The organism is Streptomyces chiangmaiensis (assembly GCF_036281785.1).
Taxonomy (GTDB): Bacteria; Actinomycetota; Actinomycetes; order Streptomycetales; family Streptomycetaceae; genus Streptomyces; species Streptomyces chiangmaiensis.
In genome coordinates this window covers 1-23,900 of sequence record NZ_JAYWVC010000097.1, presented here as the reverse complement: position 1 = coordinate 23,900, position 23,900 = coordinate 1, and the positions used below count along the sequence as shown (strand labels likewise).

Annotated in this window: 18 protein-coding genes and 1 pseudogene; 11 read left to right on the top strand and 8 right to left on the bottom strand. The window is 70.8% G+C overall.

What is annotated here, in order from left to right; translation table 11 throughout:
* Positions 1 to 72 precede the first annotated feature (72 nt).
* Entirely contained in the window at positions 73 to 1,371 is a 1,299-nt protein-coding gene (paaK, locus tag VXC91_RS24955; RefSeq protein ID WP_329509569.1) for a phenylacetate--CoA ligase PaaK, read from the bottom strand.
* A 188-nt stretch (positions 1,372 to 1,559) separates the two neighbouring features.
* Here paaK and VXC91_RS24950 point away from each other — a divergent pair.
* Positions 1,560 to 1,855 (top strand): annotated as a pseudogene (locus VXC91_RS24950) (alpha/beta fold hydrolase); the annotation flags it as partial.
* 97 nt (positions 1,856 to 1,952) lie between these two features.
* Here VXC91_RS24950 and VXC91_RS24945 read toward each other — a convergent pair.
* Positions 1,953 to 3,572 carry an acyl-CoA synthetase gene (locus VXC91_RS24945; protein ID WP_329509568.1) on the bottom strand — a complete coding sequence of 540 codons (1,620 nt, stop codon included), beginning with the start codon at positions 3,570 to 3,572 and terminating at the stop codon, positions 1,953 to 1,955.
* Between the two features lie 187 nt (positions 3,573 to 3,759).
* On the opposite strand from VXC91_RS24945, the gene VXC91_RS24940 reads away from it, so the two are divergent.
* From VXC91_RS24940 to VXC91_RS24910, 7 genes are all read left to right on the top strand, one after another.
* Positions 3,760 to 4,560, top strand: a complete 801-nt coding sequence (locus tag VXC91_RS24940; RefSeq protein WP_329509567.1) for a crotonase/enoyl-CoA hydratase family protein — start codon at positions 3,760 to 3,762, stop codon at positions 4,558 to 4,560.
* 30 nt (positions 4,561 to 4,590) lie between these two features.
* Positions 4,591 to 5,532: a Zn-ribbon domain-containing OB-fold protein gene (locus tag VXC91_RS24935; RefSeq protein ID WP_329509566.1), complete on the top strand. Its 942-nt coding sequence runs from the start codon at positions 4,591 to 4,593 to the stop codon at positions 5,530 to 5,532.
* On the top strand, positions 5,529 to 6,599 hold the full coding sequence (locus tag VXC91_RS24930; protein WP_329509565.1) for a thiolase domain-containing protein: 1,071 nt from the start codon (positions 5,529 to 5,531) through the stop codon (positions 6,597 to 6,599). Before VXC91_RS24935 ends, VXC91_RS24930 begins: the two co-directional genes overlap by 4 nt.
* On the top strand, positions 6,596 to 7,762 hold the full coding sequence (locus VXC91_RS24925) for a thiolase domain-containing protein (RefSeq protein ID WP_329509564.1): 1,167 nt from the start codon (positions 6,596 to 6,598) through the stop codon (positions 7,760 to 7,762). The genes VXC91_RS24930 and VXC91_RS24925 overlap by 4 nt, the downstream gene beginning before the upstream one ends.
* Positions 7,763 to 7,845: 83 nt before the next feature.
* Entirely contained in the window at positions 7,846 to 8,088 is a 243-nt protein-coding gene (locus tag VXC91_RS24920) for a DUF397 domain-containing protein (protein WP_329509563.1), read from the top strand.
* A 133-nt stretch (positions 8,089 to 8,221) separates the two neighbouring features.
* Entirely contained in the window at positions 8,222 to 9,139 is a 918-nt protein-coding gene (locus VXC91_RS24915; protein WP_329509562.1) for a universal stress protein, read from the top strand.
* A gap of 358 nt (positions 9,140 to 9,497) precedes the next feature.
* Positions 9,498 to 9,995: a hypothetical protein gene (locus VXC91_RS24910; RefSeq protein WP_329509561.1), complete on the top strand. Its 498-nt coding sequence runs from the start codon at positions 9,498 to 9,500 to the stop codon at positions 9,993 to 9,995.
* Between the two features lie 53 nt (positions 9,996 to 10,048).
* Here VXC91_RS24910 and VXC91_RS24905 read toward each other — a convergent pair whose 3' ends face one another.
* Both VXC91_RS24905 and VXC91_RS24900 read right to left on the bottom strand, forming a co-directional pair.
* On the bottom strand, positions 10,049 to 12,025 hold the full coding sequence (locus VXC91_RS24905; protein ID WP_329509560.1) for an N-acetylmuramoyl-L-alanine amidase: 1,977 nt from the start codon (positions 12,023 to 12,025) through the stop codon (positions 10,049 to 10,051).
* Positions 12,026 to 12,315: 290 nt separating this feature from the next.
* Complete coding sequence (locus tag VXC91_RS24900) at positions 12,316 to 13,452, bottom strand: aminoglycoside phosphotransferase family protein (protein ID WP_329509559.1); 1,137 nt, start codon at positions 13,450 to 13,452, stop codon at positions 12,316 to 12,318.
* Between the two features lie 232 nt (positions 13,453 to 13,684).
* Between VXC91_RS24900 and VXC91_RS24895 the strand changes: the two genes are divergently transcribed.
* A complete protein-coding gene (locus VXC91_RS24895) occupies positions 13,685 to 15,184 on the top strand; it encodes a DNA-binding protein NsdB (protein WP_329509558.1) in 1,500 nt (499 codons plus the stop codon).
* A 56-nt stretch (positions 15,185 to 15,240) separates the two neighbouring features.
* On the opposite strand, the gene VXC91_RS24890 is transcribed toward VXC91_RS24895, so the two are convergent.
* From VXC91_RS24890 to VXC91_RS24880, 3 genes are all read right to left on the bottom strand, one after another.
* Entirely contained in the window at positions 15,241 to 16,668 is a 1,428-nt protein-coding gene (locus VXC91_RS24890) for a PP2C family protein-serine/threonine phosphatase (RefSeq protein WP_329509557.1), read from the bottom strand.
* A gap of 237 nt (positions 16,669 to 16,905) precedes the next feature.
* Positions 16,906 to 17,958, bottom strand: coding sequence for a Gfo/Idh/MocA family protein (locus VXC91_RS24885; RefSeq protein ID WP_329509556.1), 1,053 nt, complete (start codon positions 17,956 to 17,958; stop codon positions 16,906 to 16,908).
* A gap of 59 nt (positions 17,959 to 18,017) precedes the next feature.
* Positions 18,018 to 19,115 carry a baeRF3 domain-containing protein gene (locus tag VXC91_RS24880; RefSeq protein WP_329509555.1) on the bottom strand — a complete coding sequence of 366 codons (1,098 nt, stop codon included), beginning with the start codon at positions 19,113 to 19,115 and terminating at the stop codon, positions 18,018 to 18,020.
* A gap of 274 nt (positions 19,116 to 19,389) precedes the next feature.
* On the opposite strand from VXC91_RS24880, the gene asnB reads away from it, so the two are divergent.
* Positions 19,390 to 21,231, top strand: a complete 1,842-nt coding sequence (gene asnB / locus VXC91_RS24875; protein WP_329509554.1) for an asparagine synthase (glutamine-hydrolyzing) — start codon at positions 19,390 to 19,392, stop codon at positions 21,229 to 21,231.
* 17 nt (positions 21,232 to 21,248) lie between these two features.
* Here asnB and VXC91_RS24870 read toward each other — a convergent pair whose 3' ends face one another.
* Positions 21,249 to 22,817 (bottom strand): alpha/beta hydrolase, encoded by a 1,569-nt coding sequence (locus VXC91_RS24870; RefSeq protein WP_329509553.1) that lies wholly within the window; start codon positions 22,815 to 22,817, stop codon positions 21,249 to 21,251.
* Positions 22,818 to 23,111: 294 nt separating this feature from the next.
* On the opposite strand from VXC91_RS24870, the gene VXC91_RS24865 reads away from it, so the two are divergent.
* A complete protein-coding gene (locus VXC91_RS24865; RefSeq protein WP_329509552.1) occupies positions 23,112 to 23,723 on the top strand; it encodes a chaplin in 612 nt (203 codons plus the stop codon).
* Positions 23,724 to 23,900: the final 177 nt, after the last annotated feature.

The window sequence follows — 23,900 nt, the reverse complement described above, 5'->3', positions numbered from 1 at the left end:
TGCCGGGGCGCCGCTGTTTCGGCGAGGCGCTGCCCGGTCGCCGTCCCCGGGATACGCGGGGACGGCGACCGGTCACCGTGCCGTGCGCAGGTCCACGATCCGCCGGATCTTGCCCACCGACCGCTCCAGTGACTCCGGTTCGACGATCTCCACTGCCACCGACACGCCCACGCCGTCCTTGACGGCCGTTGCGATGGCGAGCGCGGCGGCCTCCCGTATCTCGGGTCCGGCGTCGGGCCGTGCCTCGGCCCGTACGGTCAGCGCGTCCAGCCGCCCCTCGCGGGTGAGCCGGAGCTGGAAATGCGGTGCCACGCCCGGCGTCCGCAGCACGATCTCCTCGATCTGGGTGGGGAAGAGGTTCACCCCGCGCAGGATGACCATGTCGTCGCTGCGTCCGGTGATCTTCTCGATCCGCCGGAAGGCGCGGGCGGTGCCCGGCAGCAGGCGGGTCAGATCCCGCGTGCGGTAGCGGATCACGGGCATGGCCTCCTTGGTGAGGGAGGTGAAGACCAGCTCGCCCTCCGCACCGTCGGGCAGCACCTCGCCGGTGATCGGGTCGACGATCTCGGGGTAGAAGTGGTCCTCCCACACGTGAAGGCCGTCCTTGGTCTCGACGCACTCCTGGGCCACGCCCGGACCGACGACCTCCGAGAGACCGTAGATGTCGACCGCGTCGATGGCGAAGCGCTCCTCGATCTCGCGTCGCATCTCCTCGGTCCACGGCTCGGCACCGAAGATCCCGACGCGCAGCGAGGTGCTCCGCGGGTCGATGCCCTGGCGCTCGAACTCGTCGAGCAGGGTGAGCATGTACGAGGGAGTCACCATGATGATGCCCGGCTCGAGGTCCTGGATCAGCTGCACCTGCCGTGCCGTCATGCCCCCGGAGGCGGGGATCACCGTGCAACCGAGGCGTTCGGCGCCGTAGTGGGCGCCGAGGCCGCCGGTGAACAGGCCGTAGCCGTACGCGACATGCACCGTGTCGCCGGGCCGGCCGCCCGCCGCGCGGATGGACCGGGCGACCATGTCCGACCACATGGACAGGTCGTTGTCGGTGTAGCCGACGACCGTGGGGCGCCCGGTGGTGCCGCTGGAGGCGTGGATCCGCCGGATGCGCTCCCGGGGCACCGCGAACATCCCGTACGGGTAGTTCTCCCTCAGGTCCGCCTTCACGGTGAACGGGAATCGGGCGAGGTCGGAGAGCGTGCGGCAGTCGTCGGGGTGGACGCCCGCCTTGTCGAAGGACTCCCGGTAGAAGGGCACGTGCGTGTAGGCATGCCGCAATGAGGCTCGCAACCGCTCGAGCTGCAGGGCCCGCAAACCCTCGGCGTCGAGCCTTTCCCCCGCGTCCAGCAGGTCGTGCGCATCCGCCATGGGGCCGTCTCCCTCGCCAATCACGCCATTCCGGGCGACCGATCATTCGGTCGGATCTGCTGGGGATCAGTAATCCAGCTCATCGGCCCGCAGGCAAGGGGTCCGCCTCTACTTTCCGGCGCCGGCCGCCACGGACGCGAGGCGGAATCCGGTTGCGGTCGGCCCCCACTGCCGGAACGATCAGGGACATGCCAAGCTTCACGCGTACGACGGGACCCGGCTCGCCGCACACTCGCGGGGAACAGGCGACCCGCTCGTCGTCCTCCCCGGCGGGCCGATGCGCGCCTCCGCCTACCTCGGGGACCTCGGCGGACTCGCCACCCGGCGGCTGGTACTGCTCGATCTGCGCGGGACCGGGGAGTCCGCCCATCCGGCTGACCCCGCCACCTACCGGTGCGACCGGCTGGTCGACGACGTGAAGGCGCTCCGCGCCCATCTCGGTCTCGAGCGCTTGGACGTGCTCGCGCACCCGTCGGGTGGTACCGCCACGTTCGGCGGCCGCAGCCTGCCGGGCCGCGGAGGGCGACGTGGTCGGGACCGCCCCGCGCCGCCCTTCCATCGCCGGTCGGTGGCCGATCCCCTCAGTGGTTCGCCGCCACCGCCACTTCCTTCGCCCAGCGGTAGTCCGCCTTGCCACTGGGTGAGCGCCGGACCGCCACGGTGATCACCAATTGGCGCGGAACCTTGTAGCCCGCCAGACGCGTCCGGCAGTGGCTCTGGATGTCGTCCAGGGACGGCCGCGCCGCGCCCGCGCGCAATTGCACCACCGCCGCCACACGGTTGCCCCACCTCGCGTCGGGCACCCCGGTCACGAGCGCGTCGTACACGTCCGGATGGGACTTGAGCGCCTGCTCGACCTCCTCCGGATAGACCTTCTCGCCACCGGTGTTGATGCACTGCGAGCCCCGGCCGAGGATCGTGACGACACCCTCGTCGTCGACCGTCGCCATATCACCGAGGAGCACCCAGCGCTCACCGTCCTTCCGGAAGAAGGTCTCGGCGGTCTTCCCGGGGTCGTTGTAGTAGCCGAGGGGTACGTGCCCGCACTGGGCGACCCGGCCCACCTGGCCGGCCGTCGCCGGCTCGTGAGTGACCGGATCCACCACCTGGGTGCGGGAGTTGACGCGGATGCGAAAGCCGCTGTCCGGGCCCGAGTCGGGGGTGGCGGTTCCGTTGAAGCCCGACTCCGAGGAGCCGAAGTTGTTCAGCAGCATGGCGTCGGGGACGAGTGCCTGGAACTGTGCGCGCACCGTGTCCGACATGATGGCCCCCGACGACGACACACTGAACAGGGACGAGCAGTCCGTGCCCCTCATCGGACCGTTCAGTGCGTCGATCAGCGGCCGCAGCATCGCGTCGCCCACCAGCGACACACTGGTGACCTTCTCCTTCTCGACGGTCCGCAGCACCTCCTCCGGCACGAACTTGCGGTGGATCACGATCCGCTGCCCGAAGTTGAAGCCGATGAACGCCGTCAGCGTCGAGGTGCCGTGCATCAGCGGGGGAGTCGGGAAGAAGGTGATGCCCTCGCCGCCGGCCGCGACCCGCTCGGCCAGTTCCTGCGGCTTCTTCACCGGATCGCCGGTCGGCGCGCCGCCGCCGAGACCGGCGAAGAACAGGTCCTCCTGGCGCCACATCACGCCCTTGGGCATACCGGTCGTGCCGCCGGTGTAGATGATGAACTGGTCGTCCGCCGCGCGTGGCGCGAAGCCGCGCGCGGGAGAGGCGGCGGCCTCGGCGTCCGCGAAATCCACGGCGGGCGGCGCGGCGGCACCCGGTGCCGGGGTTCCCACCCGCAGCAGATGCCGCAGTTTCTCCGTCCGGGGCACCGCCGCGGCCACCCGGTCGGCGAACTCCGCGTCGAAGACGAGCGCCACCAGGTCCGCGTCCCGGTAGAGGTACACCAACTCCTCTTCCACGTATCGGTAGTTCACGTTGACCGGGACGATCCGGGACTTCAGGCAGCCGAGCACCGTCTGCAGGTACTCGATCCCGTTGTACAGGTGGAGCCCGAGATGTTCTCCGGGCCGTATCCCGGCGTCGAGCAGATGGTGTCCGATGCGGTTGGCCGCCGCGTCCAGCTCCGCATAGGTCAGCCGGCGCTCCGCGCCCGTTCCGGGGTGGTCGACGTACACGAGCGCCTCGCGGTCCGGAACCACGTCGACGACCGACTCGAACAGGTCCGCAAGGTTGTACTCCACCGCTCCTCCTGACCCCGGCAACACTCCGCGAAAAAAGGCGCATCCGTCGGTTCGCGGGTCATCAGAGCAAACGCCGGCACAACTGGGAAGGGCCCTCGCACAAGAATTCTGACTATCTGTCAGAAAGCTCTTGTCCTGGCCACGCGCCTCCTGCAACCTGTTCTCGTTCCGCAGACGGGAGGATGCGATGGGTGGGACGGAACACCTCACCGTGCAGCGCGAAGGTGCCACACTGGTGCTGACGCTGAATAGGCCTGAGGCCAGGAACGCGCTCTCGTTGCCCATGCTGGTGGGCCTCTACGACGGCTGGCTCGAGGCCGACGAGGACGATGCGGTGCGCTCGATCGTGCTCACCGGCGCCGGCGGCTCCTTCTGTGCCGGGATGGACCTCAAGGCCCTCGCCGGCAAGCAAATGGAGGGGCAGCAGTACCGCGACCGGCTCACCGCCGACCCGGACCTGCACTGGAAGGCGATGCTGCGCCACCATCGCCCCCGCAAACCGGTGATCGCCGCCGTCGAAGGGCCTTGCGTGGCCGGCGGCACCGAGATCCTGCAGGGGACCGACATCCGGGTGGCGGGGGAGTCCGCGGTCTTCGGCCTGTTCGAGGTCAGGCGCGGACTCTTCCCGATCGGCGGCTCGACGGTCCGCCTCCAGCGGCAGATCCCGCGGACCCACGCCCTCGAGATGCTGCTCACCGGACGCCCGTACACGGCACGCGAGGCGGCCGGCATCGGACTCGTGGGCCATGTCGTGCCCGACGGCACCGCGCTCGCCGAGGCCCTGGAAGTGGCCGAACAGATCAACGCCTGCGGGCCGCTCGCGGTCGAGGCCGTGAAGGCGTCCGTCTACGAGACCGCCGGTATGACGGAGACCGAGGGACTCGCCGCCGAACTGGAGCGCGGATGGCCGATCTTCGAGACCGCGGACGCCAAGGAAGGCGCCCGCTCGTTCGCGGAGAAGCGGCCGCCCGTCTATCGGCGCGCCTGACCTTCCGGGAGACACAAGGAGAGATGCGGGATGCCCGAAGTCCTCAAAGCCCCGCTCGTCGTCGAGTTCCCCTTCACCCGCTCCCTGGGACCCGTGCAGAGCGCCTTTCTCACGGGCCTGCGGGAACGTGTGGTCCTCGGGGTGAGGACCGGCGACGGCCGGACCCTCGTCCCGCCCGTCGAATACGACCCCGCGACCGCCGAGGAGCTCCGCGACCTCGTCGAGGTCGCCCCCACCGGCACCGTCACCACATGGGCGTGGAATCACGCCCCCCGCCGGGGCCAACCCCTCGACCGCCCCTTCGCCTGGGTCCTGGTCCGGCTCGACGGAGCCGACACCGCCTTTCTGCACGCCCTCGACGCCTCCGGCCCCGATGCCGTCCGGACCGGTATGCGCGTCCGGATCCGCTGGGCGGCCGAGCGCTCCGGCGCCATCACGGACATCGCCTGCTTCGAGCCGTACGACGGTGATCCCGTCGAGCCGACCGGCCACGACGGAGCGTTCGAGGACGCGGTGGCCGGCATCGTGGTGCCGGCCCGGCTCGACTACGTCTACTCGCCCGGTCGCGCCCAGTCCGCCCACATCGACGCCCTGTCCCGACGGCGGACCGTCGGCGAGCGCTGCCCCTCGTGCCGCAAGGTGTACATCCCGCCGCGAGGAGCCTGTCCCACCTGCGGGGTCGCCACATCCGAACAGGTCGAGGTGGGACCCCGTGGCACGGTCACCACCTTCTGCATCGTCAACATCAAGGCGAAGAACCTCGACATCGAAGTGCCCTACGTCTACGCGCACATCGCCCTCGACGGCGCCGACCTCGCCCTGCACGGACGTATCGGGGGCATCCCCTACGACCAGGTGCGTATGGGCCTGCGGGTCGAACCGGTGTGGACCGAAGGGGCGCGCCATCCCGACCACTACCGGCCCACGGGAGAACCGGACGCGGACTACGAGGCGTACAGGGAGCTGCTTTGACGCGGGAAGAAGCCCCAGGAGTCCGCGAGATCGCCGTCGTCGCCTTCGCGCAGACCGATCACCGGCGCACCAGTGACGAGCTCTCCGAGGTGGAGATGCTCATGCCGGTGCTGCACGACGTACTGCACCGGACCGGTCTCAACACCGCCGACATCGACTTCACCTGCTCCGGCTCCAGCGACTATCTCGCGGGGCGTGCCTTCTCCTTCACCCTTGCCCTTGACGGGGTGGGGGCCTGGCCTCCGATCTCCGAGTCGCACGTCGAGATGGACGGCGCATGGGCGATGTACGAGGCGTGGACGAAGCTGCTCACGGGCGACGCCAACACCGCGCTGGTCTATGCGTACGGCAAGTCGTCGGTGGGATCCGTACGGGACGTGCTGACCCGTCAACTGGACCCGTACTACATGGCGCCGTTGTGGCCGGACCCGGTGGCGCTCGCCGCCCTTCAGGCGCAGGCGCTCATCGACGCGGGTGAGACCGACGAGCCCGCGCTGGCCGGCATCGCCGCGCGCAGCCGGGCGGCCGCGGTTGACAACCCCCATGCGCAACTGAGGCGTTCGGGGCCGCACGGTGACTATCTCGTACGGCCGTTGCGCACCGGGGACTGCCCCCCGATCGGTGACGGCGCCGCCGCCGTGATCCTCGCGGCGGGAGAGCGGGCCCGGGAGCTGTGCGCACGGCCCGCATGGATCCGGGGCATCGACCACCGGATCGAGGCGCACGGACTCGGGGTGCGCGACCTGACCGACTCACCGTCCACGCGGCTCGCCGCCGAGAAGTCCGGCGCCTTCGAACGGCCCGTCGACACAGCTGAGTTGCATGCGCCGTTCACCCCTCAGGAGGTGATCCTGCGCAAGGCCCTGCGCCTGGATGACACGGTCACGGTCAACCCCTCCGGAGGCGCCCTCGCCGCGAATCCGGTCATGGCCGCCGGACTGATCCGCATCGGCGAGGCCGCCGCCCGCATCCACCGCGGGGCGTCCGACCGGGCGCTCGCCCACGCCACGTCCGGCCCGTGTCTGCAACAGAACCTGGTCGCCGTACTCGAAGGGGAGCCGCGATGAGCAAGGAGCCCGTGGCCGTCACCGGCATCGGACAGACCAAGCACGTGGCGGCGCGCCGGGACGTGTCCATCGCCGGGCTCGTGCGAGAGGCCGCGCAACGAGCCCTGGAAGACGCCAAGTTGACATGGTCGGACATCGACGCCGTGGTCATCGGCAAGGCGCCCGACTTCTTCGAGGGCGTCATGATGCCGGAGCTCTATCTTGCCGACGCCCTCGGCGCTGTCGGCAAGCCCATGCTCCGGGTGCACACCGCCGGCTCTGTGGGCGGTTCCACCGCACTTGTCGCGGCGGGCCTTGTCGCGGCGCGTGTGCACGGCACGGTGCTGACCCTTGCGTACGAGAAGCAGTCCGAGTCCAACGCCATGTGGGGCCTGTCGCTGCCCATCCCGTTCCAGCAACCGCTGCTGGCGGGCGCGGGCGGCTTCTTCGCCCCGCATGTGCGCGCCTATATGCGGCGCAGCGGTGCCCCGGACACGGTCGGTTCCCTGGTCGCGTACAAGGACCGGCGCAATGCGCTGAAGAACCCGTACGCGCATCTGCACGAGCACGACATCACCCTGGAGAAGGTGCAGTCCTCGCCCATGCTGTGGGACCCGATCCGGTACTCGGAGACCTGCCCGTCCTCCGACGGCGCCTGCGCCATGGTGCTCACCGACCGTGCGGGAGCGGCCCGTTCGCCCCGGCGGCCCGCGTGGATGCTCGGTGGCGCGATGCGCAGCGAGCCGACCCTCTTCGCGGGCAAGGACTTCGTGTCTCCGCAGGCGGGCAAGGACTGCGCCGCAGACGTCTACCGGCAGGCGGGGATCGCCGACCCTCGCCGGGACATCGACGCGGTGGAGATGTACGTGCCCTTCTCCTGGTACGAGCCCATGTGGCTGGAGAACCTGGGCTTCGCGGCAGAGGGCGAGGGCTGGAAGCTCACCGAGTCCGGCGTGACCGAACTCGGCGGGGACCTGCCCGTCAACATGTCGGGTGGGGTGCTCTCGACGAATCCCATCGGCGCCTCCGGCATGATCCGCTTCGCGGAAGCGGCCCTCCAGGTGCGCGGACAGGCGGGAGAACACCAGGTGGACGGTGCCCGGCGGGTCCTCGGGCACGCCTACGGCGGAGGGTCGCAGTTCTTCTCCATGTGGCTGGTCGGCGACCGTCCTCCGACCTCGTGAGGGCATCCCCGTCACGTGACCTGTCGGCGGTGGGATGCGATGGCTAGGCTGGCCGCGGACGACGAATCGGGAGGAGCACGGACGTGGCCGAGAGCACCATCCAGGGCCAGACGCTCGCGGGCTGGGACAAGCCGGAGCTGGACCTGAGCAACGCCGACTGGCACTCCAGCAGCCGAGGGCTCGGGGATGTCCAGATCGCCTTTGTCGAGGGCTTCATCGCGATGCGCAACAGTGGCAGCCCCGAGAGCCCTTCCCTGATCTTCACCCCCGCGGAGTGGGGTGCGTTCGTGTCGGGGGCGCGGAAGGGGGAGTTCGACCTCACCTGAGTCTCGCCCGCGAGGTGACTCGTCGCCGGTCCGGAATCTTCGGACACGCGGCCGTCGAATCCGCGCCGGGGCCGCCGTCTGCGTCAGGCTGGCCCCGGAGGGATCACAACGGTGTGCCGGAGGCGAGGAATCCATGATCACTCTGCCCGTCGTGGCGGCCGTCGACGGATCGGACGACAGCCTGCGTGCCTTGGAGTGGGCGCTGGCCGCCGCACTGCTGCGTACGGCGCCGCTGCGCGTGGTTCATGTGCGTGGGCATCCGCACCGGGAGCAGCCCGATGTCGCGGTCGCCGGCCCCGCTGAGCGTGCCGAGGACCCGGTGCTCGACCATGTCCGCGCGCGGCTGGCGGACCGGCAGGGCGTTCCGGTCATGGAGTACATGACCTGCGACGGCGCGCCGGACACCGTCCTGCCCGAACTGGGCGCAGACGCGCAGCTCATGGTGGTCGGCTCGCGAGGCCGAGGGGGATTCGCCAGTCTGCTCCTCGGGTCCACCAGCCTGGCGGTCGCAGGCTACGCCGCCTGCCCGGTGGTCGTGGTGCCGCGCCCGGGGCGCGAGGTGCACAAGGGTCCGCCCGTCGAGCCGGGACCGCGGGTCGTCGTCGGTGTGGACGTCGACGGTCCCACCGAGGCCACCCTCGCCTTCGCCTTCGCGGAGGCGGACCGCCGCCACGCCCTGCTGCACGTGATCTCGTCCTACCACTGGGCCCCGCTCGAGGTCTGGTCGGCGCCGGGCGAAGTGGTGTCCCCGGCTGTCGACGAGGACGCCGTCGAGGAGGAGACCCGCACCCTGGCCGCCGGCCTCCTCGCCGTCCATCGCGAGCGGCACCCGCACGTGCGGGTCGACCTCTCGACCCCACCCGGTCAGGCCGCGGGTCACCTGGTCGCCGCCTCCGAAGAGGCCGAACTGGTCGTCGTGGGCCGCCACCGCCGGCGGATCCCGGCACCCGCCCGCATGATCGGTTCGGTGACCCAAGCCGTACTGCTCCACGCGGCGAGCCCCGTCGCGGTGATCCCGCCGACGGCGGGCCCGGCCCGCACCGACGGCTGACCGAAGGGCCCACGCCGCGGCACCGGCGGCCGGACCCGCTCGGCCGTGCGCCCCGGATCGCCGGCCGCGTCACCGGCGTCCTGCTCGGCCGGTCCGGCGTACCCACGCCGGCATGCTCGTCGGACCGGCCCGGCCGGTGGGGATCAGCGGCGACGTGACCGCGCTTTCCGGACGCCGTCGGCGACGGGAGTCCCCTCGGGAACGTCCCCCTATTGTCCAAGGACGTCGGGGGTCACGGCCGATGGATCGGCAGGAGCTGGTCGATCACGCTGTGGGCCTCGCCCGGCGGCGGGCGACCGGCTCCCGACGAGGGCGGGCCCACAGCCCCGCTTCCCGCTCGGCCACGTACCATTGCCGCATGTCCTTCCTCCGCCGCCGCAGCGCCACCCCCGCCGGGCCGGACTTCGACGTCCTGGCCATGGACCCGGGGGACTGGCCGGGCAATCTCGGTGCCGGTCTGCTGCCCGCTCCCGACGGCAGCTGCCAGGGCGTCTTCCTGCGCTACGACCTGTTCGGCGGCCGCGGTCCCGCGATGATCATCGGCAATCTGCCGGAGGGTTCCCCGGCCCGTGATGTCGCCGAGGGCGAGATCCCGTTCGAGGTGGCCCAGCTCCTCATCGCGCTGGAGAACGACGAGGAGGTCACCGTCGTCGGGAGTGAGGACATCCCGGTGATGCAGGGCGACAACCTCCTCATCGTGCGCCGCCTCAAGCTCTCCGAGAGCCGGATCTCCTGCGTCCAGTTCGACCGCAGCGACGACGTCCTGGTGACCATCGCGGCGTGGGACCGCCCCATCACCGACGACCTGTACACGCTGCTCAAGCCGTTGCCCGCGGAGCTGTTCCAGCAGGGCTGAGCGGTCCGCACGCCAAGGGCCGGGCCCCGCGGGGCCCGGCCCTGTTCGCCGCTCTACGACGCCGAAGGCAGCACCTGGACGTCCGCCGCCCGAACGAACGCCACCCGGTGGCCGAACTGGATCTCGTAGTAGAGGTCCTTGCCGATCACGACCCGGTGCGAGTCCGTCGTGAAGGTGACGGCGTAGTAGTACTCGCCCGGCACCGCGTCGCCGATGACGTACCTCTGGCCTGCCGGCAGCCTGTACGACAGTGGCGAGACCGACTGCGCGGGCACCCCCTGCGGGTACGCCTCCTTCTCCGGGTACGCCCGGCCGTACACGGGGATGTCGGCGAAGCCGGCCTTGGGCGTCACCACGAGGCCCGACGCGTTCACGGCCGTGCGCTGCCCGGTCGGGTTGCGGAACCAGGCCTTCTGGCCCAGGTACCAGATCGCCGTCCAGTCCCCGTCACGGTCGGCGACGGCGTACCGCTGGCCGGTGGAGACCCGAGAGCCCACGTCGTTCACGTCGATCGTCGAGGGGTCGCCCTTGGGGCGCAGCCCGATGTCCTTGATCAGCGGCGCGTTCTCGTCGGGCGCGCTGTACAGCCGCACCTCGCTGGAGCCGTGCACCGCGCACGGCTCACCCGCGGTGGTGCAGCCCGTGTACTCCGGCCGGTTGGCGGTGTAGTCCGGCAGGATCGTCACCAGGCCGCCCCTGGCGCCGGCCGTGGTGTGGAACGGCCTGCCGAGCAGCTCGAAGTAGTGCCGCCAGTCCCAGTACGGGCCCGGGTCCGTGTGCATGCCCGGGATGGTGGAGGTCGTCGGACCAGGCACGTTGTCGTGCCCCAGGATGTGCTGCCGGTCCAGGGGGATGCGGTACTTCGCGGCGAGGTAGCGCACCAGGCGCGAAGACGAGCGGTACATCGCCTCCGTGTACCAGGCGTCGGGCGAGGCGAGGAAGCCCTCGTGCTCGATGCCGATCGACTTGGCGTTGATGTACCAGTTGCCCGCGTGCCAGGCCACGTCCTTGGCCTTCACATGCTGGGCGATCAGCCCGTCCGTGGAGCGCACGGTGTAGTTCCACGACACATAGGTCGGGTCCTTGATGAGGTTCAGGACGCCGCCCCACTGGCCTTCCGTGTCGTGGACGACGATGTACTTGATGCTCTGCGACGCGGGCCGGTCGCCCAGGTCGTGGTTGCCGTAGTCACCGTCGCCGAACTCCTCGTAGGGCGCCGGGATCCATTCGCAGGACACGGACCTCGGGCACTCGGTCCCGTCGGCGTCGGTGGCCCGCAGCCCCGTGCGAGCCAGTTGTGCTGTGTCGGGCGTCAGCGCGGGCTGTGCGGTGAGCGTCACGCTCTGCCCGAGGTCCGTGGTGCGCCGCTCGCCCTCGCGCATCACCTGGAAGACGTCGTTCGCGTACGCCGCCGCGGTGGTGCTGTCGTCCGCGCCCGAGAACTCCGCGACGGCCCCGTACCAGTCGGCCGGGTCGCCGCCGGGTGTCGCGCCGAGATGCCGCTGCGCATCGGCGAGCAGGGCGGCACCGCCCGCGATGTTCGCCGCGGGGTCGGTGCGCAGCTGCTCCGCCGGGATGCCGGTCAACGCGGCGGCCTTCAGGAGCGTCCTGAGTCTGGCCGGGAGCACCGAGTCCTTCGGCACCGTCACGGTGGGCAGCAGCGCGGTGCGCGCCTGGTCGCCACGGGCGTCCTCCGTGCCTTCGCCGTGGTGTGAGGCCCCGGCGATGGCGGTGCGGGCGTCCGTGAGGTGCATCGGGCCGTAGCCGCCCGAGACGCTGGGCGCACCGGCGTGGCTGTCCCAGCGGGACTGGAGGTACGACACGCCGAGCAGCAGGTTCTGCGGCACGTGGTACTGGGCGGAGGCCGAGGCGAAGGCGCTCTGCAGGTCGGTCGGTGCGCTGTTCCCGGGTGCCGCCGGGGCGGCGCCCAACAGCGGCAGCAGCAGGGCGGCCGAGGCGACGGCCACCGCCGTTCTCCGGGCGCGTCTGTGCCCGGTGGGAGTGTGAGGGTCGGTGGCGGATCCGCGCAAGGCAGCCTCCTGGGACGGTCGGGCGCTCTGGGGCGTGCGGGGGCCGAACGTGCGTCAGTGGTACCGGCTCTGCGACGATCCGTCAATCATGCCCAGGGACAGGCGATTTCCCATGTGGTGGTGGTGGCGTGGAGTTTCGCGACGGTGGTGGCACGGCCTGCGGGGCGTCAGTGGAGTGGACCGATGACCCGGACGGGGGTGCCCCCGCACGGCGTGCGAGGAGGGCTCGGACACGACGAAGGTCCGCGGTGCGTCACTTGTCGCGAGCGCACCGCGGACCGCCATCCCCCTCAGCGAGTACCGACCGCCGCTCGCACGGCACGACGGGCCAGTTGGCAGTCGTCGTGCAGCCGCCGCAGCAGCAGCCGCTGTTCCTCGCCGGACGGCGCAGCGCCCGGGTGGGCCACTCCCGGTGCCGCGGGGGTCGTGTCGTGCATCGATCGCTGCACGGCCGTCTCATAGGTTCGGATCTCGCGGGTGAGGACGAGCATCAGGTTGACCAGGAAGGCGTCGCGCGAGGCCGGTCCCGTCGACTGCGCGATCTGGCTGATCTGACGGCGGGCCACCGGGGTGTCGCCGAGGACCGTCCACAGCGTCGCCAGGTCGTACCCGGGCAGGTACCAGCCCGCGTGTTCCCAGTCCACCAGTACAGGACCTGCCGGTGAGAGCAGGATGTTCGACAGCAGGGCGTCGCCGTGGCAGAACTGGCCCATGCCCTGCCGGCCCGCCGCGTGGGCGATACCGTGCAGCAGTTTCTGCAGGTCTCCCATGTCCCGGTCCGTCAGCAGCCCCAGCTCATGGAAGCGCGAGATCCGCTCCGCGTAGTCCAGCGGCGCGTCGAACGTCCCGGCGGGGGGACGCCAGGCGTTGAGCCGGCAGACCGCGCCCAGTGCCGCCCTGATGTCCGCGCGCGGCGGCGCTTCCGCCGGATGACGCTGCAACGCGGCAACCCGGCCGGGCATTCGCTCGATGACCAGGGTGCAGTTGTCCGGGTCCGCCGCGATGAGCCGGGGCACCCGCACGGGTGGGCGGTGCCGGACGAACGACCGGTACGCCGCTATCTCGTGCCGGAGCCGCTCGGACCAGATGGTGGAGTGGTCCAATAAACACTTGGCAACGGCCGTGCTGCGCCCCGTCGTGCCGACGAGGAGCACGGAGCGGCCGCTTCGGCGCAGCACCTGTACCGGAGTGAACTCCGGACAGATGCGATGCACCGAAGCGATCGCCGTGCGCAGTTGCGCGCCCTGGGGGCCGGACAAGTCGATTCTCCCGCTGAGCGGTTGGGGGCCGACGCCCGGAACGCGCCGTGTCCTGCCGACGGCGAGGACGGGGGCCGTCGGTCGCGCGGGGTCGAGGTAGGGGCCGCCGGCACCCGGGCGGGGGCGCAGCGACCGGGGCGGGGCGGACACGGAGGACGATGCGTACATGGTTGATACAGATCCCTTCGTGTGCCTTCGAGGTGCGCGCCGCCCGTCCCGGCCGCCCTCGGTGCACCCTGGGGAATGTCCTGCGGCGACCGAGTCGGGGTGGCGCGTTCCTACCTGACACCCGTGGCCCCATGGCACACCATCTGGCGCACCCTGGCGAACCCTGGCGAATAGTCCCGAAGCAACTGACCGAGGGTTACTGTCAATTCAGCCGAGAACCTGGGGGCTTGACGTGAGCGGACAACCCAACACCCGCCTCGCGGACCTGTTCGGCCTGGCCGGCTGGTCCAAGGGCGAACTTGCGAGGATGGTCAACCGGCAGGCGGCGGCCACGGGCCACCCCCAGCTGGCGACCGACACCTCGCGAGTGCGGCGTTGGATCGACATGGGAGAGATCCCGCGCGATCCGGTGCCGCGGGTGCTGGCGGCGCTGTTCACCGAGCGACTCGGCCGTGTCGTGACCATCGAGGACCTCGGTCTGGTCCGGCACGGGCGCGTGGGGAGACGGGGTGACGACGGGCATGCGCAGCATCCCGACGGCATTCCGTGGGCGCCCGAGCGGACGGCTGCGGTCCTCACCGAATTCACGGGAATGGACCTCATGCTCAACCGACGCGGCTTGGTGGGCGCGGGTGCCGCGCTCGCCGCAGGATCCGCACTCAGCAGTGCGATGAACGATTGGCTGCACACCGATCCGGCCCTCGCGGCCGACGCTCCCCGCTTCGACGATCCCCTGCACGCCGACCCCGCTGGGTTCGACCGCTATGAGGCCGCCCCCATCGGGTCGCAGGAAGTCGAGGAGCTGGAGCGCTCGGTAGAGGTGTTCCGGGCCTGGGACGCGGCCCGCGGCGGCGGGCTGCAGCGCAAGGCTGTCGTGGGACAGCTCAACGAAGTGGGAGGCATGCTCACCTACCACCACCCCGACCATCTGCAGCGACGCCTGTGGGGCGTGGCCGCCAACCTTGCCGTGCTCGCCGGTTGGATGTCGCACGACATCGGCCTGGAGCCCACGGCACAGAAGTACTTCGTCATCGCCGCCCACGCGGCCCGTGAGGGCGGTGACCGGCCACGCGCCGGGGAGGCGCTCTCCCGCGCCGCCCGCCAGATGGTGCACCTCGGCCGGCCCGACGACGCACTGGACCTGATGCAGCTCGCCAAGTCCGGCTCCGGCGACGAGGTGCTGCCGCGCACCAGGGCCATGCTCTGCACCATCGAGGCCTGGGCGCAGGCTTCCATGGGCAAGGGGCAGGCCATGCGGCGCACCCTCGGCGAGGCGGAGGACCTCTTCGTCTCCGACAAGAGGGATGTACCGCCGCCGAGTTGGATGCAGATGTTCGACGAGGCGGATCTGCACGGGATGCAGGCCCTGGCCTACCGCACTCTGGCCGAACACGAGCCAGGTGCGGCGGTCATCGCGCAGCGGCACGCCAAGGAGGCGCTGGAGCTGCGAGGTTCCGGCCGGGAGCGGTCGAAGATCTTCGACCACATCTCTCTCGCGTCCGCATGCTTCATCGCGGACGACCCGGAACAGGCCGACCGGTACGCGCGTCTGGCCCTGACGTCGATGGGAGCCAACTCCTCCCACCGCACCTGGGACCGGCTGCGCGAGATGTACCGGCTCACCGGACAGTACTCCAGCTATCCGAAGATCCAGGATCTGCGTGAGGAGATCAGGACGGCGCTTCCCAAGGGGCTGTCGAAGTCCAAGGGCGGCAACTCCACGCAGGCATAAGAGGGGCCTGTGCCGGTGTGAAGGGGCCGGGGTCCGAAGGGGCTTGAACCCCTTCGTCAGGACATGACCCTGGCGACGAGCACGCAGGCGTTGTCCTCGCGCTCGCTCTCGCCGAACTCCTCGACCACGGTCCGAACGCAGTCCTGGGCTGTGCGGGCTCCATCGAGGCGCGGAGCCAGGTCGAGCAGCCTCCGAACAGCAGCCGTGCCACTGTGCCCCGGGACCAGCCCGTCGGTGTACAGGAGCAGCAGGTCGCCTTGCACGAGGGTCTCCTCGGCCTGCCCGTAGTCGGCCCCAGAGGTCGCTCCGAGCAGCACGCCGTCCGGTGCTGCCAGCATGCGCCCCGTCCCGTCGCGGAACAGCAACGGGGCGGGGTGCCCTGCCTGCGCCCAGCTCAGGGTGCGTGTCCCGGGGCGGTAGCGACAGGACACGGCGCTGCCCAGCGCAGGCTGGACCGAGGCGTCGAGCATGTGGTTGAGCCATCCCATGCATCGGCCCGGCTCGGCACCCGTCACGGCCATGCCGCGCAGGGCACCCACCAGCGTCGCCACACCGGAGGCCACGGTCACTCCGCGTCCGGTGAGGTCGCCGACGCTGAGCAGGGTGTCCCCACCGGGCAGTTCGAGGGCGTCGTACCAGTCGCCGCCGATCAGCCTGCTCATCGACGCGGGCAGGTACCGGGCGGCCAGGTCCAGGGTGCCGGGGCCCTGCCGCGGGAGCCGCAGGGGGCCCCGCCACGGCGGCAGCACGGCCTCCTGCAGCTCGACCGCGAGCCGGTGCTCGGTGTGCGCGCGGTCCCGGTGGCGCCGCAGCGAGTCACGGGTCTCGCGCACGGTCCGCCGGTGACGGCGCAGTTCGCTGACGTCCCGCAGCACGGCCCACATCGAGGCGGTGCTGCCGTCGGCGTCGAGCACGGGCTCGCCCATCATGTGCACGGTGCGCAGCTCGCCGTCCGGGCGCAGGATGCGGAACTCGCCGTCGATCGGTTTGCCGTCGATCAGACAGTCCGTCACCATCGCCGTCAGCAGCGGCCGGTCCTCGTCGTGCACCAGTGAGGGCAGTTCGTCGAGGGGCAGCGCGGGGACCGAGGCGTCTCGTCCGAGGATCTGTTGCAGCTCGCCGGACCAGGTCGCCTCGTCGGTGAGCAGGTTCCACTCCGCGCTGCCGACCCGGCTGAGCAGCGAGCCGGCGGAGGACGCGGGCCGCGCGGCCGGGGCCGGTGAGACGGTGGGCTCGGCCGGCGCCGGTGGCGGTCCGTCCCGTAGTTGCGCCAAGTGCTCGTCGAGATCGCTGAGTTGATGCAGAGCCAGATCGCACAGGGCGCGCTGCCAGCGTCCCGCCGGGTCCGTGCCGTCCTCGGGCGCCCCTTGGCGCACGGCGTCCACCTCTCCGCGCAGCCGCCGGGTCTGCGAGATCAGCGCATCGACCGCGCCGGGCCGGGGAGGCTGGGCGGCGGGGCGGTCCGCGGAGAGATGGGGTGGCATGACGCGCTCCGATGCGGGGACGGTTCGGCCAAGGGTGAGGGAAGGACCGTTACGACTGTTGCACAGCCCGCGACGCCCTGTAAGGGATTTGGCAAGACACGATACGGTGGTGCTTCCGGCATATGCCACAGGCTCTCCGGAGTGAATGCGAGAGGCAGATGGCGTACTCGCCGGATGCGGGCAAGCCTTGAGCGGCGTACGTGACGTGAGGGGCCACTGGGGTGGACGGCCGGTCGTTCAACTGCGCGCTCGAGGGTCATGTGTGCGACGGCGGGTGGGCTCGTACGCCTGCGGTCGCACGGCGAGGTCGACATACTGTCCGACGCCGCTCTCCAGCGCCCGGACGCCTGCCTCGGCGACCGCGGCGGCCGCGTATCCGTCCCAGACCGAGGGGCCCGTGACGCGTCCCTGCCGGGTGGCGTCGACCCATGACTGCACCTCGCGGTCGTAGGCTTCCGCGAACCGTACGAGGTAGTCCTGGTCCACCTCCTCGCCGGCTCTGCCCCCTGTTGTGACGACCATCGTGTGTCCGTCGCCGATCCGGGCGCTGCCGCCTTCGCACACGGCCTCGCAGCGCACCTGGTAGCCGAAGCCGGAGTTGACGAAGATCTCCACGTCGACGAGGGTCCCGCCCGAGGTCTCGAACAGGACGAACTGGGGATCGAGCAGACCCTCGGGTGCGTTCGACGAGGGGCGCGGACGCAGCACGGTCACCGCGGTGAGCTCCTCGTCCAGCAGCCAGCGGGCGGCGTCGATCTCGTGCGAGACGGAGCTGTTGATCAGCATGGGTGTGGTGAAGTGCGACGGCGACGCCACATTGCGGTGTGTGCAGTGCAGCATCAGCGGCCGTCCCAGCCGACCGCTGTCCAGGAGGGACTTCAGTCGCATGTATTCGGCGTCGTACCGGCGCATGAACCCCAGCTGCGCGAGCCGCCGCCCGAGCCGTGCCTCCGCCTCCACCACGCGCAGCGCCCCGGCGGAGTCCGGCGTCATCGGCTTCTCGCAGAGCACCGGCAGTCCGCGCTCGAAGGCTGCGAGCAGCGCCTCCTCGTGCGCCGGCCCAGGGGAGGCGATCAGCACGGCCTGGACACCGGGGGCGTCGAGAGCGGCGGCAGGTTCCGCGTGCACGGACACTCCGTCGATGCCGGCCGCGGCCTCTTTGGCGCGATCCGTCTCGGGGTCCGCCACGGCCGCCACTCGCGCACTGCTCACCACGCGATCGAGCCGGCGTATGTGATCCGCACCCATGTGCCCCGCACCCAGTACCGCCACGCCTAGCAGATCACCCATGGCCGTCCTCCCGCTGCGCCGATCGTCCCTGTGCAGGGTAGACCGGCGGGCGGGAGCACTCAGTAGCGGAGAATCCCGGCGATGCCCTGGGCGTCGCCCAGGGCGCCGTCCGGAACGAAGCGCACGTCGGCGCCCGTGTCCAGGCAGCGCTCGACGATCTCGTCCACGATGTCCTCCCGGGCGTCGAGATCGCCGCTCTCGGCGGGCACGAGGTGGTCACCCGCGCCGTCACGGACCGTCACGCGGTAGTTCTCCTCGACCGCGAGGAGCCGGATACGGCCGTCGGAGGCGTTCTGCCAGACCTCGTCGACGCCTGCGGCGAACGCCTTGTGGCCGCGCGCCGATTCCAGCTCACGGCCGACCGTGTCGACGTTCCTGCGGTTCTCCGCGTCGATCACCGGCCGGACTGCCTGCCACACGGCGTCGGGGGTGGCCTGGGCGAGCCCGCCGTGCGGGACCTGCACCGCCTCCCCGGTGACGCTGCCGACCTCGTCGAGCAGGGACAGCGCCGCCTGCTCGCCGGTGATGTACAGGGGACGCGGATATCGCCGCAGTACCCCGGTCATCGCGATGTCGACATCGCGCAGGAACCGGCGCGTCGCCTCGTCGCGGAACGTACTCGGCATGTCGCCGATCCGTTCCTGGCGCTCGGCGTCGAAGTTCTCGCGGCTGCGGATCACCGGGAAGCCGCCGATGCGCTCCTCGGTGACGCGGTCACCGCCGCCGTTCCACAGCGTCACCAGGTCGGCCGAGAGGCTCAGCACCCAGAACGGCCGCTCGGCGGCCTCCGCGGCCACCAGGTTGCGGGTCAGGAAGGTGTCCGCGAGCACCACTCGCTCGGGCACCGACCGGGCCAGCGCCCACACCTGGTGTTCGCCGGGTGCGGCGAAGATGACCAGGCCGTCCTCGGCGTGCGACAGGTCGACCTCGGCGAGCGCCCGGTCGAGTTGTTCCGCGACGTCGAGCCGGCGCTCACGGGTGACGGCCGGATCGGCTTCCAGTTGCTTCTTGGCATCGGCCAGCATGTTGCGCAGCCGGACCCGGTCCTGAGTGTTGTCACGCTCGCGGCGGTGCGTCGGCGTCAGCACCGACACCGCGGGGTACGGCCGTGGCCGACGCAGGTCCGCGAGGCTCGAGGGACTGAGGTCATGCTCCATATGAGCACCTTAGGACCGATTCGCTTGTCGGGCATTCGGGGCAATTGATTGCTAAGGTCGCTGGGGTGCCGACGCCGCTCCGTCGACCCCGGCGGGGCGGCCCCGGGCTCGACTCGCGGCACCTCCACGTTCGAGATGCCGGTCGCACGGCGTCGCACCGACGTACGCTCGGAGATATAGCTGCTCCATACAACTGGTTGTCCGGCAGTGGACGACACCTCGCCGCGCCGAGGGCGTACACGCTGAGCCGGGCAATCGCATGCGGGAGGCACGCATGTGCGGCATCACCGGCTGGATCTCCTACGACCGTGACTTGCGCAACGAGGTCCCGGCCCTCGACGCGATGACCGAGACGATGGCCTGCCGAGGCCCCGACGACCGTGGTACCTGGGTCGAGGGACCCGCCGCTCTCGGTCATCGCAGGCTTGCGATCATCGACCTGGCCGGCGGACGGCAGCCGATGACCGCCGATACCCCGGACGGCACCGTCGCTCTCGTCTACTCGGGGGAGGCCTACAACTTCACCGAGCTGCGCTGCGAGTTGACCGGCCTGGGCCACCGTTTCTCGACCGACTCCGACACCGAGGTCGTCCTGCGCGCTTATCTTGCCTGGGGAGAGCGGCTCGCGGAACGGCTCAACGGCATGTTCGCCTTCGCGGTGTGGGACGGCCGGCACGACAAGCTCGTGATGGTCCGCGACCGCATGGGCATCAAGCCCTTCTACTACGCCCCGACCTCCGACGGCGTACTCTTCGGCTCCGAACCCAAGGCGATCCTCGCCAACCAGCTGATGCGGGCCCGGGTCGGCCTCGACGGGCTCCGGGAACTGTTCGCCATGGTCAAGACACCCGGACATGCCGTGTGGGACGGCATGTGCGAGGTCGAGCCCGGCACTGTGGTCACCGTCGACCGGCAGGGTCTGCACAGGCGTGTCTACTGGCAGTTGGAGACGCGGCCGCAGCCCGACGACCGCGACGCGTCCATCGCCACCGTCCGCTCGCTGCTCGAGGACATCGTCCGTCGCCAGCTGGTCGCCGACGTGCCGCGCTGCACGCTGCTGTCGGGCGGCCTGGACTCGTCCGCGATGACCGCGCTGGCTGCCCGGCAGCTCGCCGAGCAGGGCGAGAAGGTGCGCAGCTTCGCGGTGGACTTCGCCGGGCAGACCGACCACTTCGTGGCCGACGATCTGCGCTCCACGCCGGACACGCCGTTCGTGCACGATGTGGCCCGTTCCTCCGGCACCGAGCACCAGGACATCGTCCTCGACGCACGCGCCCTCGCCGACCTCGACGTGCGGGCGAAGGTGATCCGGGCGCGCGACTTGCCGATGGGCTTCGGCGACATGGACGCCTCGCTGTACCTGCTGTTCCAGGCGATCCGCGGGCACTCGACGGTCGCGCTGTCCGGCGAGTCCGCCGACGAGGTCTTCGGCGGCTACGTCCAGTTCTTCGACGAGGAGGCCAGGCGCGCCGACACCTTCCCGTGGCTGGTCAGCTTCCGCCAGCACTTCGGCGACGACTCCGAGATCCTCAGACCCCGTCTCACCGAGGCCCTGAACCTCGGCGCCTACGTGGCCGACAGCTACCGCAGGGCCGTCTCGGGCATCCGGCGTCTGGAGGGTGAGAGCGACTTCGAGTACCGGATGCGGCGGATCTGCTACCTCCACCTGACCCGCTTCGTACGGATCCTGCTGGACCGCAAGGACCGGATGAGCATGGCGGTCGGACTGGAGGTGCGGGTGCCGTACTGCGACCACCGGCTCGTGGACTACGTCTACAACTCCCCCTGGTCGGTGAAGTCGTTCGACGGCAGGGAGAAGAGCCTGCTGAGGGAGGCGACGGCCGACCTCATCCCGAAGTCCGTGTACGACCGGCTCAAGAGCCCCTACCCGTCCACGCAGGACCCGGGGTACGCCGTCGCCCTCCAGGAACAGGCCAGGGATCTTCTCACCCGCCCCTCCCACCCGGTCTTCGACCTGGTCGACCGCGAGCGGGTGCACCAGGTCGCCCACCGCGACACCCCGCAGATCACCCAGCCGTCGCGGCGCGGCCTCGAACGCACCCTCGACCTGGCGCTGTGGCTGGACCTCTACAAGCCGGAGATCTCGCTCAACTGACGCCCGGCGGCGCCGGCTCAGCCGGCCGGGTCCGGTCCGCACGAGCTCCCGTCGGCCGGCAGGGAGCCGTACAGGAGGAACGAGTCGACCTTGCGATGGACGCACTGGGACGTCGTGTATCCGGTGTGGCCCTCGCCCCTGTTGTCGAGGACCACGGCCGAGGGGCCGAGGCGCTTCGCGGTCTCCAGGGCCCAGCGGTACGGGGTCGCCGGGTCCCCGCGCGTGCCGACGAGCAGCATCTTCGCGGAGCGCACGTTCTTGACCTTCTCCCGGATGAAATCGGTGCCCTTGGGACGCCCGTAGCACATCAGCACCTGGGTGAGCCGGTAGCGCCCGAAGACGGGGGAGGCCACCTGGTACTGGCCGCGCAGCCGGGCGAGGTCCCGGGTGACCCGGTCGGCGCTCGGCCGGTCCGGATCGTCGGCGCAGTTGACGGCCATCAGTGCGGCCGAGAGGTTGTCGATGGGTACGTCCTCGCGGTCGACGATCCCGCCGCCCGCACGATGACCGGACGGGGCGGCGATGCCGGCGCCCGAGTAGCGCATCAGCCCGGAGGGGTCGCCCCCTTCCACCAGTTGGGACAGTCCCTGCTCCAGCATCGGCCACATCCGCTCGCTGAAGAGGAGCTCACTCATCGCGGCGACCAGGTCCTGCCCCGAGAACGGCTGGCCGAGGGTGGTCGACGCGGGCTCCCGGTCCAGGGAGTCGATGAGCTGGACGATCTGCTCGCGGGCCGAGCGTGCGTCTTCGCCGAACGGGCAGAGAAGGTGCTTGACGCACGAGTCGAGGAAGTCCTCCAGCGCGGTCTGCTGTCCCTGCGCGCCTGCCAGCCCCTGTTCGGCCAGGGACTCGGTGAGTGTGTCGACCCCGTCCAGGACCATGCGGCCCACCTTGGTGGGGAACTGGGCCGCATAGACCGCGCCGAGGCGTGTGCCGTAGGAGAAGCCGAGGTAGTTGAGCTTCTTGTCGCCGAGGGCCTGGCGCATCACGTCCAGGTCGCGTGCGGCATCGACGGTCCCCATGTGCGGCAGCACCGGCCCGGAGTGCCCGGCACATCGCTCGGCCGTCCTACGGATCTGTTCCAGCGCGGCCCGTGGATCGCTCGCGTCGACAGCGTTTTCCGGCGCGTTCGATTCCTCGGCCGTCCCTAGTCCGCAGCTGACGGGTGAGGACTGGCCGACCCCGCGCGGATCGAACGTCACCACGTCGTAGCCGTTCGTCAGATGCATGAAGTTCTTGCCGCCGGCGGCGAGCTCAGGGACGCCTGCGCCGCCGGGACCGCCGAAGTTCAGCAGCACGGAGCCGTGGGACCCGGCCGTCGCCCGGTAGCGAGCCATCGCCAGGTCGAGTGTTCCGGCTTTGGGCCTGGCGTAGTCGAGGGGGACCGTCACCTTTCCGCACTGGAGGTCCCCGGACTTCTCCTCGCCCGAGCAGGCGGACCATGCGATCCGCTGACGGTAGAACCGGGACAGGTCGGGGCCGCCGTCGGCCTCGGTCACCGACGGCAGAGCGGCTCCCAGCAGGGCCAGCACAGCGGTCGTGGCCGTTGCCGTGGTGACCGCGATGCGTGCGTGCGTGGACAACATGGCTCCTCCGGGGGCGCCCCGGCTGCGGATCCGGCGGCGGCCCTGCGGTCACGATATGCGGGCCCTCCGAGGCACGCCTCCCGGCATACGGCCAGTCGGACATGCCGTGCCCCGCGCCGTCGGCACCCGCCCCGCGACGGCGCCGCCCGGACCGGTGGACCGGCCTCCCCCGTGCGTTCGGTCCTCTGCCACTCGATGGGGTGAAAGGCAGATAAGCCATAACTCGGATGGTGCGTCTGCGTTTTACGGGATGCGGGCGAGTGCTCGCGACCAAGTCTGGAAGGCAGGGAACCTATGAAACGGGTTACCCGAAATGGTTTGCTCGTCGCGGCTGCCGCCTCGGGGGCGCTGGCCGGGGCGCTGCCGGCGCACGCGGACTCCGCGGCGGACGGCACCGCGGCGGGTTCGCCCGGATTGATCTCCGGCAACACCGTGCAGCTCCCGGTGCACGTTCCGGTGAACGTGTGCGGCAACACGGTGACGGTGGTGGGGCTTCTCAACGCGGCCGCGGGGAACGCCTGCGCGAATCAGGACGCGCACGGGGCCGGGCCGCGGCAGGGCGGCGCTCCCGCGGGAGGTGCCTCCGCGTCCGGCGTGAGCAGGCAATCCCCGGGTGTGCTGGGGGGCAACAGTGTGCAGTTGCCGATTCACCTCCCGGTGAACGTCTCCGGCAACACAGTGGGTGTGGCCGGCGTCGGCAACGCGGCCACCGGCAACACGTCCACGAACACCTCGAGTACCCACCGTTCCGCCCCTCGGCCCGTCGTACCGCCGAGCGCCCGTCCGGTGGTCGCCTTGGCCCACACGGGTGCCGACGCGACCGTGCCCGCCCTCGCAGGAGGCGCGGTCCTGGTGCTCGGCGGGACCGTGCTGTATCGCCGGTTCCGTGCGGGGTCGGCCCGCTGAGCCGACCCAGGCCTTGTGCGTGGAAGGGGGCCCCTCCGGACAGTCCGGCGGGGCCCTCCGTGGCGCAACGTCCCTTCGTGAGCCGCGTGTTGGGGACGTCGGACGGCCTCGAGGCCGCATGGCGCAGGACGGGGCGATGGGGAAGCATGCCGACGGAGCAGCCGGTCACGGCACCTC

What these genes read in the sequence shown, in the direction of transcription:
- VXC91_RS24880 (WP_329509555.1), bottom strand. Translation starts at nt 19,115, where the DNA reads ATGGAGCATGACCTCAGTCCCTCGAGCCTCGCGGACCTGCGTCGGCCA.
- VXC91_RS24900 (WP_329509559.1), bottom strand. Translation starts at nt 13,452, where the DNA reads ATGTACGCATCGTCCTCCGTGTCCGCCCCGCCCCGGTCGCTGCGCCCC.
- VXC91_RS24885 (WP_329509556.1), bottom strand. Translation starts at nt 17,958, where the DNA reads ATGGGTGATCTGCTAGGCGTGGCGGTACTGGGTGCGGGGCACATGGGT.
- VXC91_RS24940 (WP_329509567.1), top strand. Translation starts at nt 3,760, where the DNA reads ATGGGTGGGACGGAACACCTCACCGTGCAGCGCGAAGGTGCCACACTG.
- VXC91_RS24925 (WP_329509564.1), top strand. Translation starts at nt 6,596, where the DNA reads ATGAGCAAGGAGCCCGTGGCCGTCACCGGCATCGGACAGACCAAGCAC.
- VXC91_RS24890 (WP_329509557.1), bottom strand. Translation starts at nt 16,668, where the DNA reads ATGCCACCCCATCTCTCCGCGGACCGCCCCGCCGCCCAGCCTCCCCGG.
- VXC91_RS24910 (WP_329509561.1), top strand. Translation starts at nt 9,498, where the DNA reads ATGTCCTTCCTCCGCCGCCGCAGCGCCACCCCCGCCGGGCCGGACTTC.
- VXC91_RS24865 (WP_329509552.1), top strand. Translation starts at nt 23,112, where the DNA reads ATGAAACGGGTTACCCGAAATGGTTTGCTCGTCGCGGCTGCCGCCTCG.
- VXC91_RS24870 (WP_329509553.1), bottom strand. Translation starts at nt 22,817, where the DNA reads ATGTTGTCCACGCACGCACGCATCGCGGTCACCACGGCAACGGCCACG.
- VXC91_RS24915 (WP_329509562.1), top strand. Translation starts at nt 8,222, where the DNA reads ATGATCACTCTGCCCGTCGTGGCGGCCGTCGACGGATCGGACGACAGC.
- asnB (WP_329509554.1), top strand. Translation starts at nt 19,390, where the DNA reads ATGTGCGGCATCACCGGCTGGATCTCCTACGACCGTGACTTGCGCAAC.
- VXC91_RS24935 (WP_329509566.1), top strand. Translation starts at nt 4,591, where the DNA reads ATGCCCGAAGTCCTCAAAGCCCCGCTCGTCGTCGAGTTCCCCTTCACC.
- paaK (WP_329509569.1), bottom strand. Translation starts at nt 1,371, where the DNA reads ATGGCGGATGCGCACGACCTGCTGGACGCGGGGGAAAGGCTCGACGCC.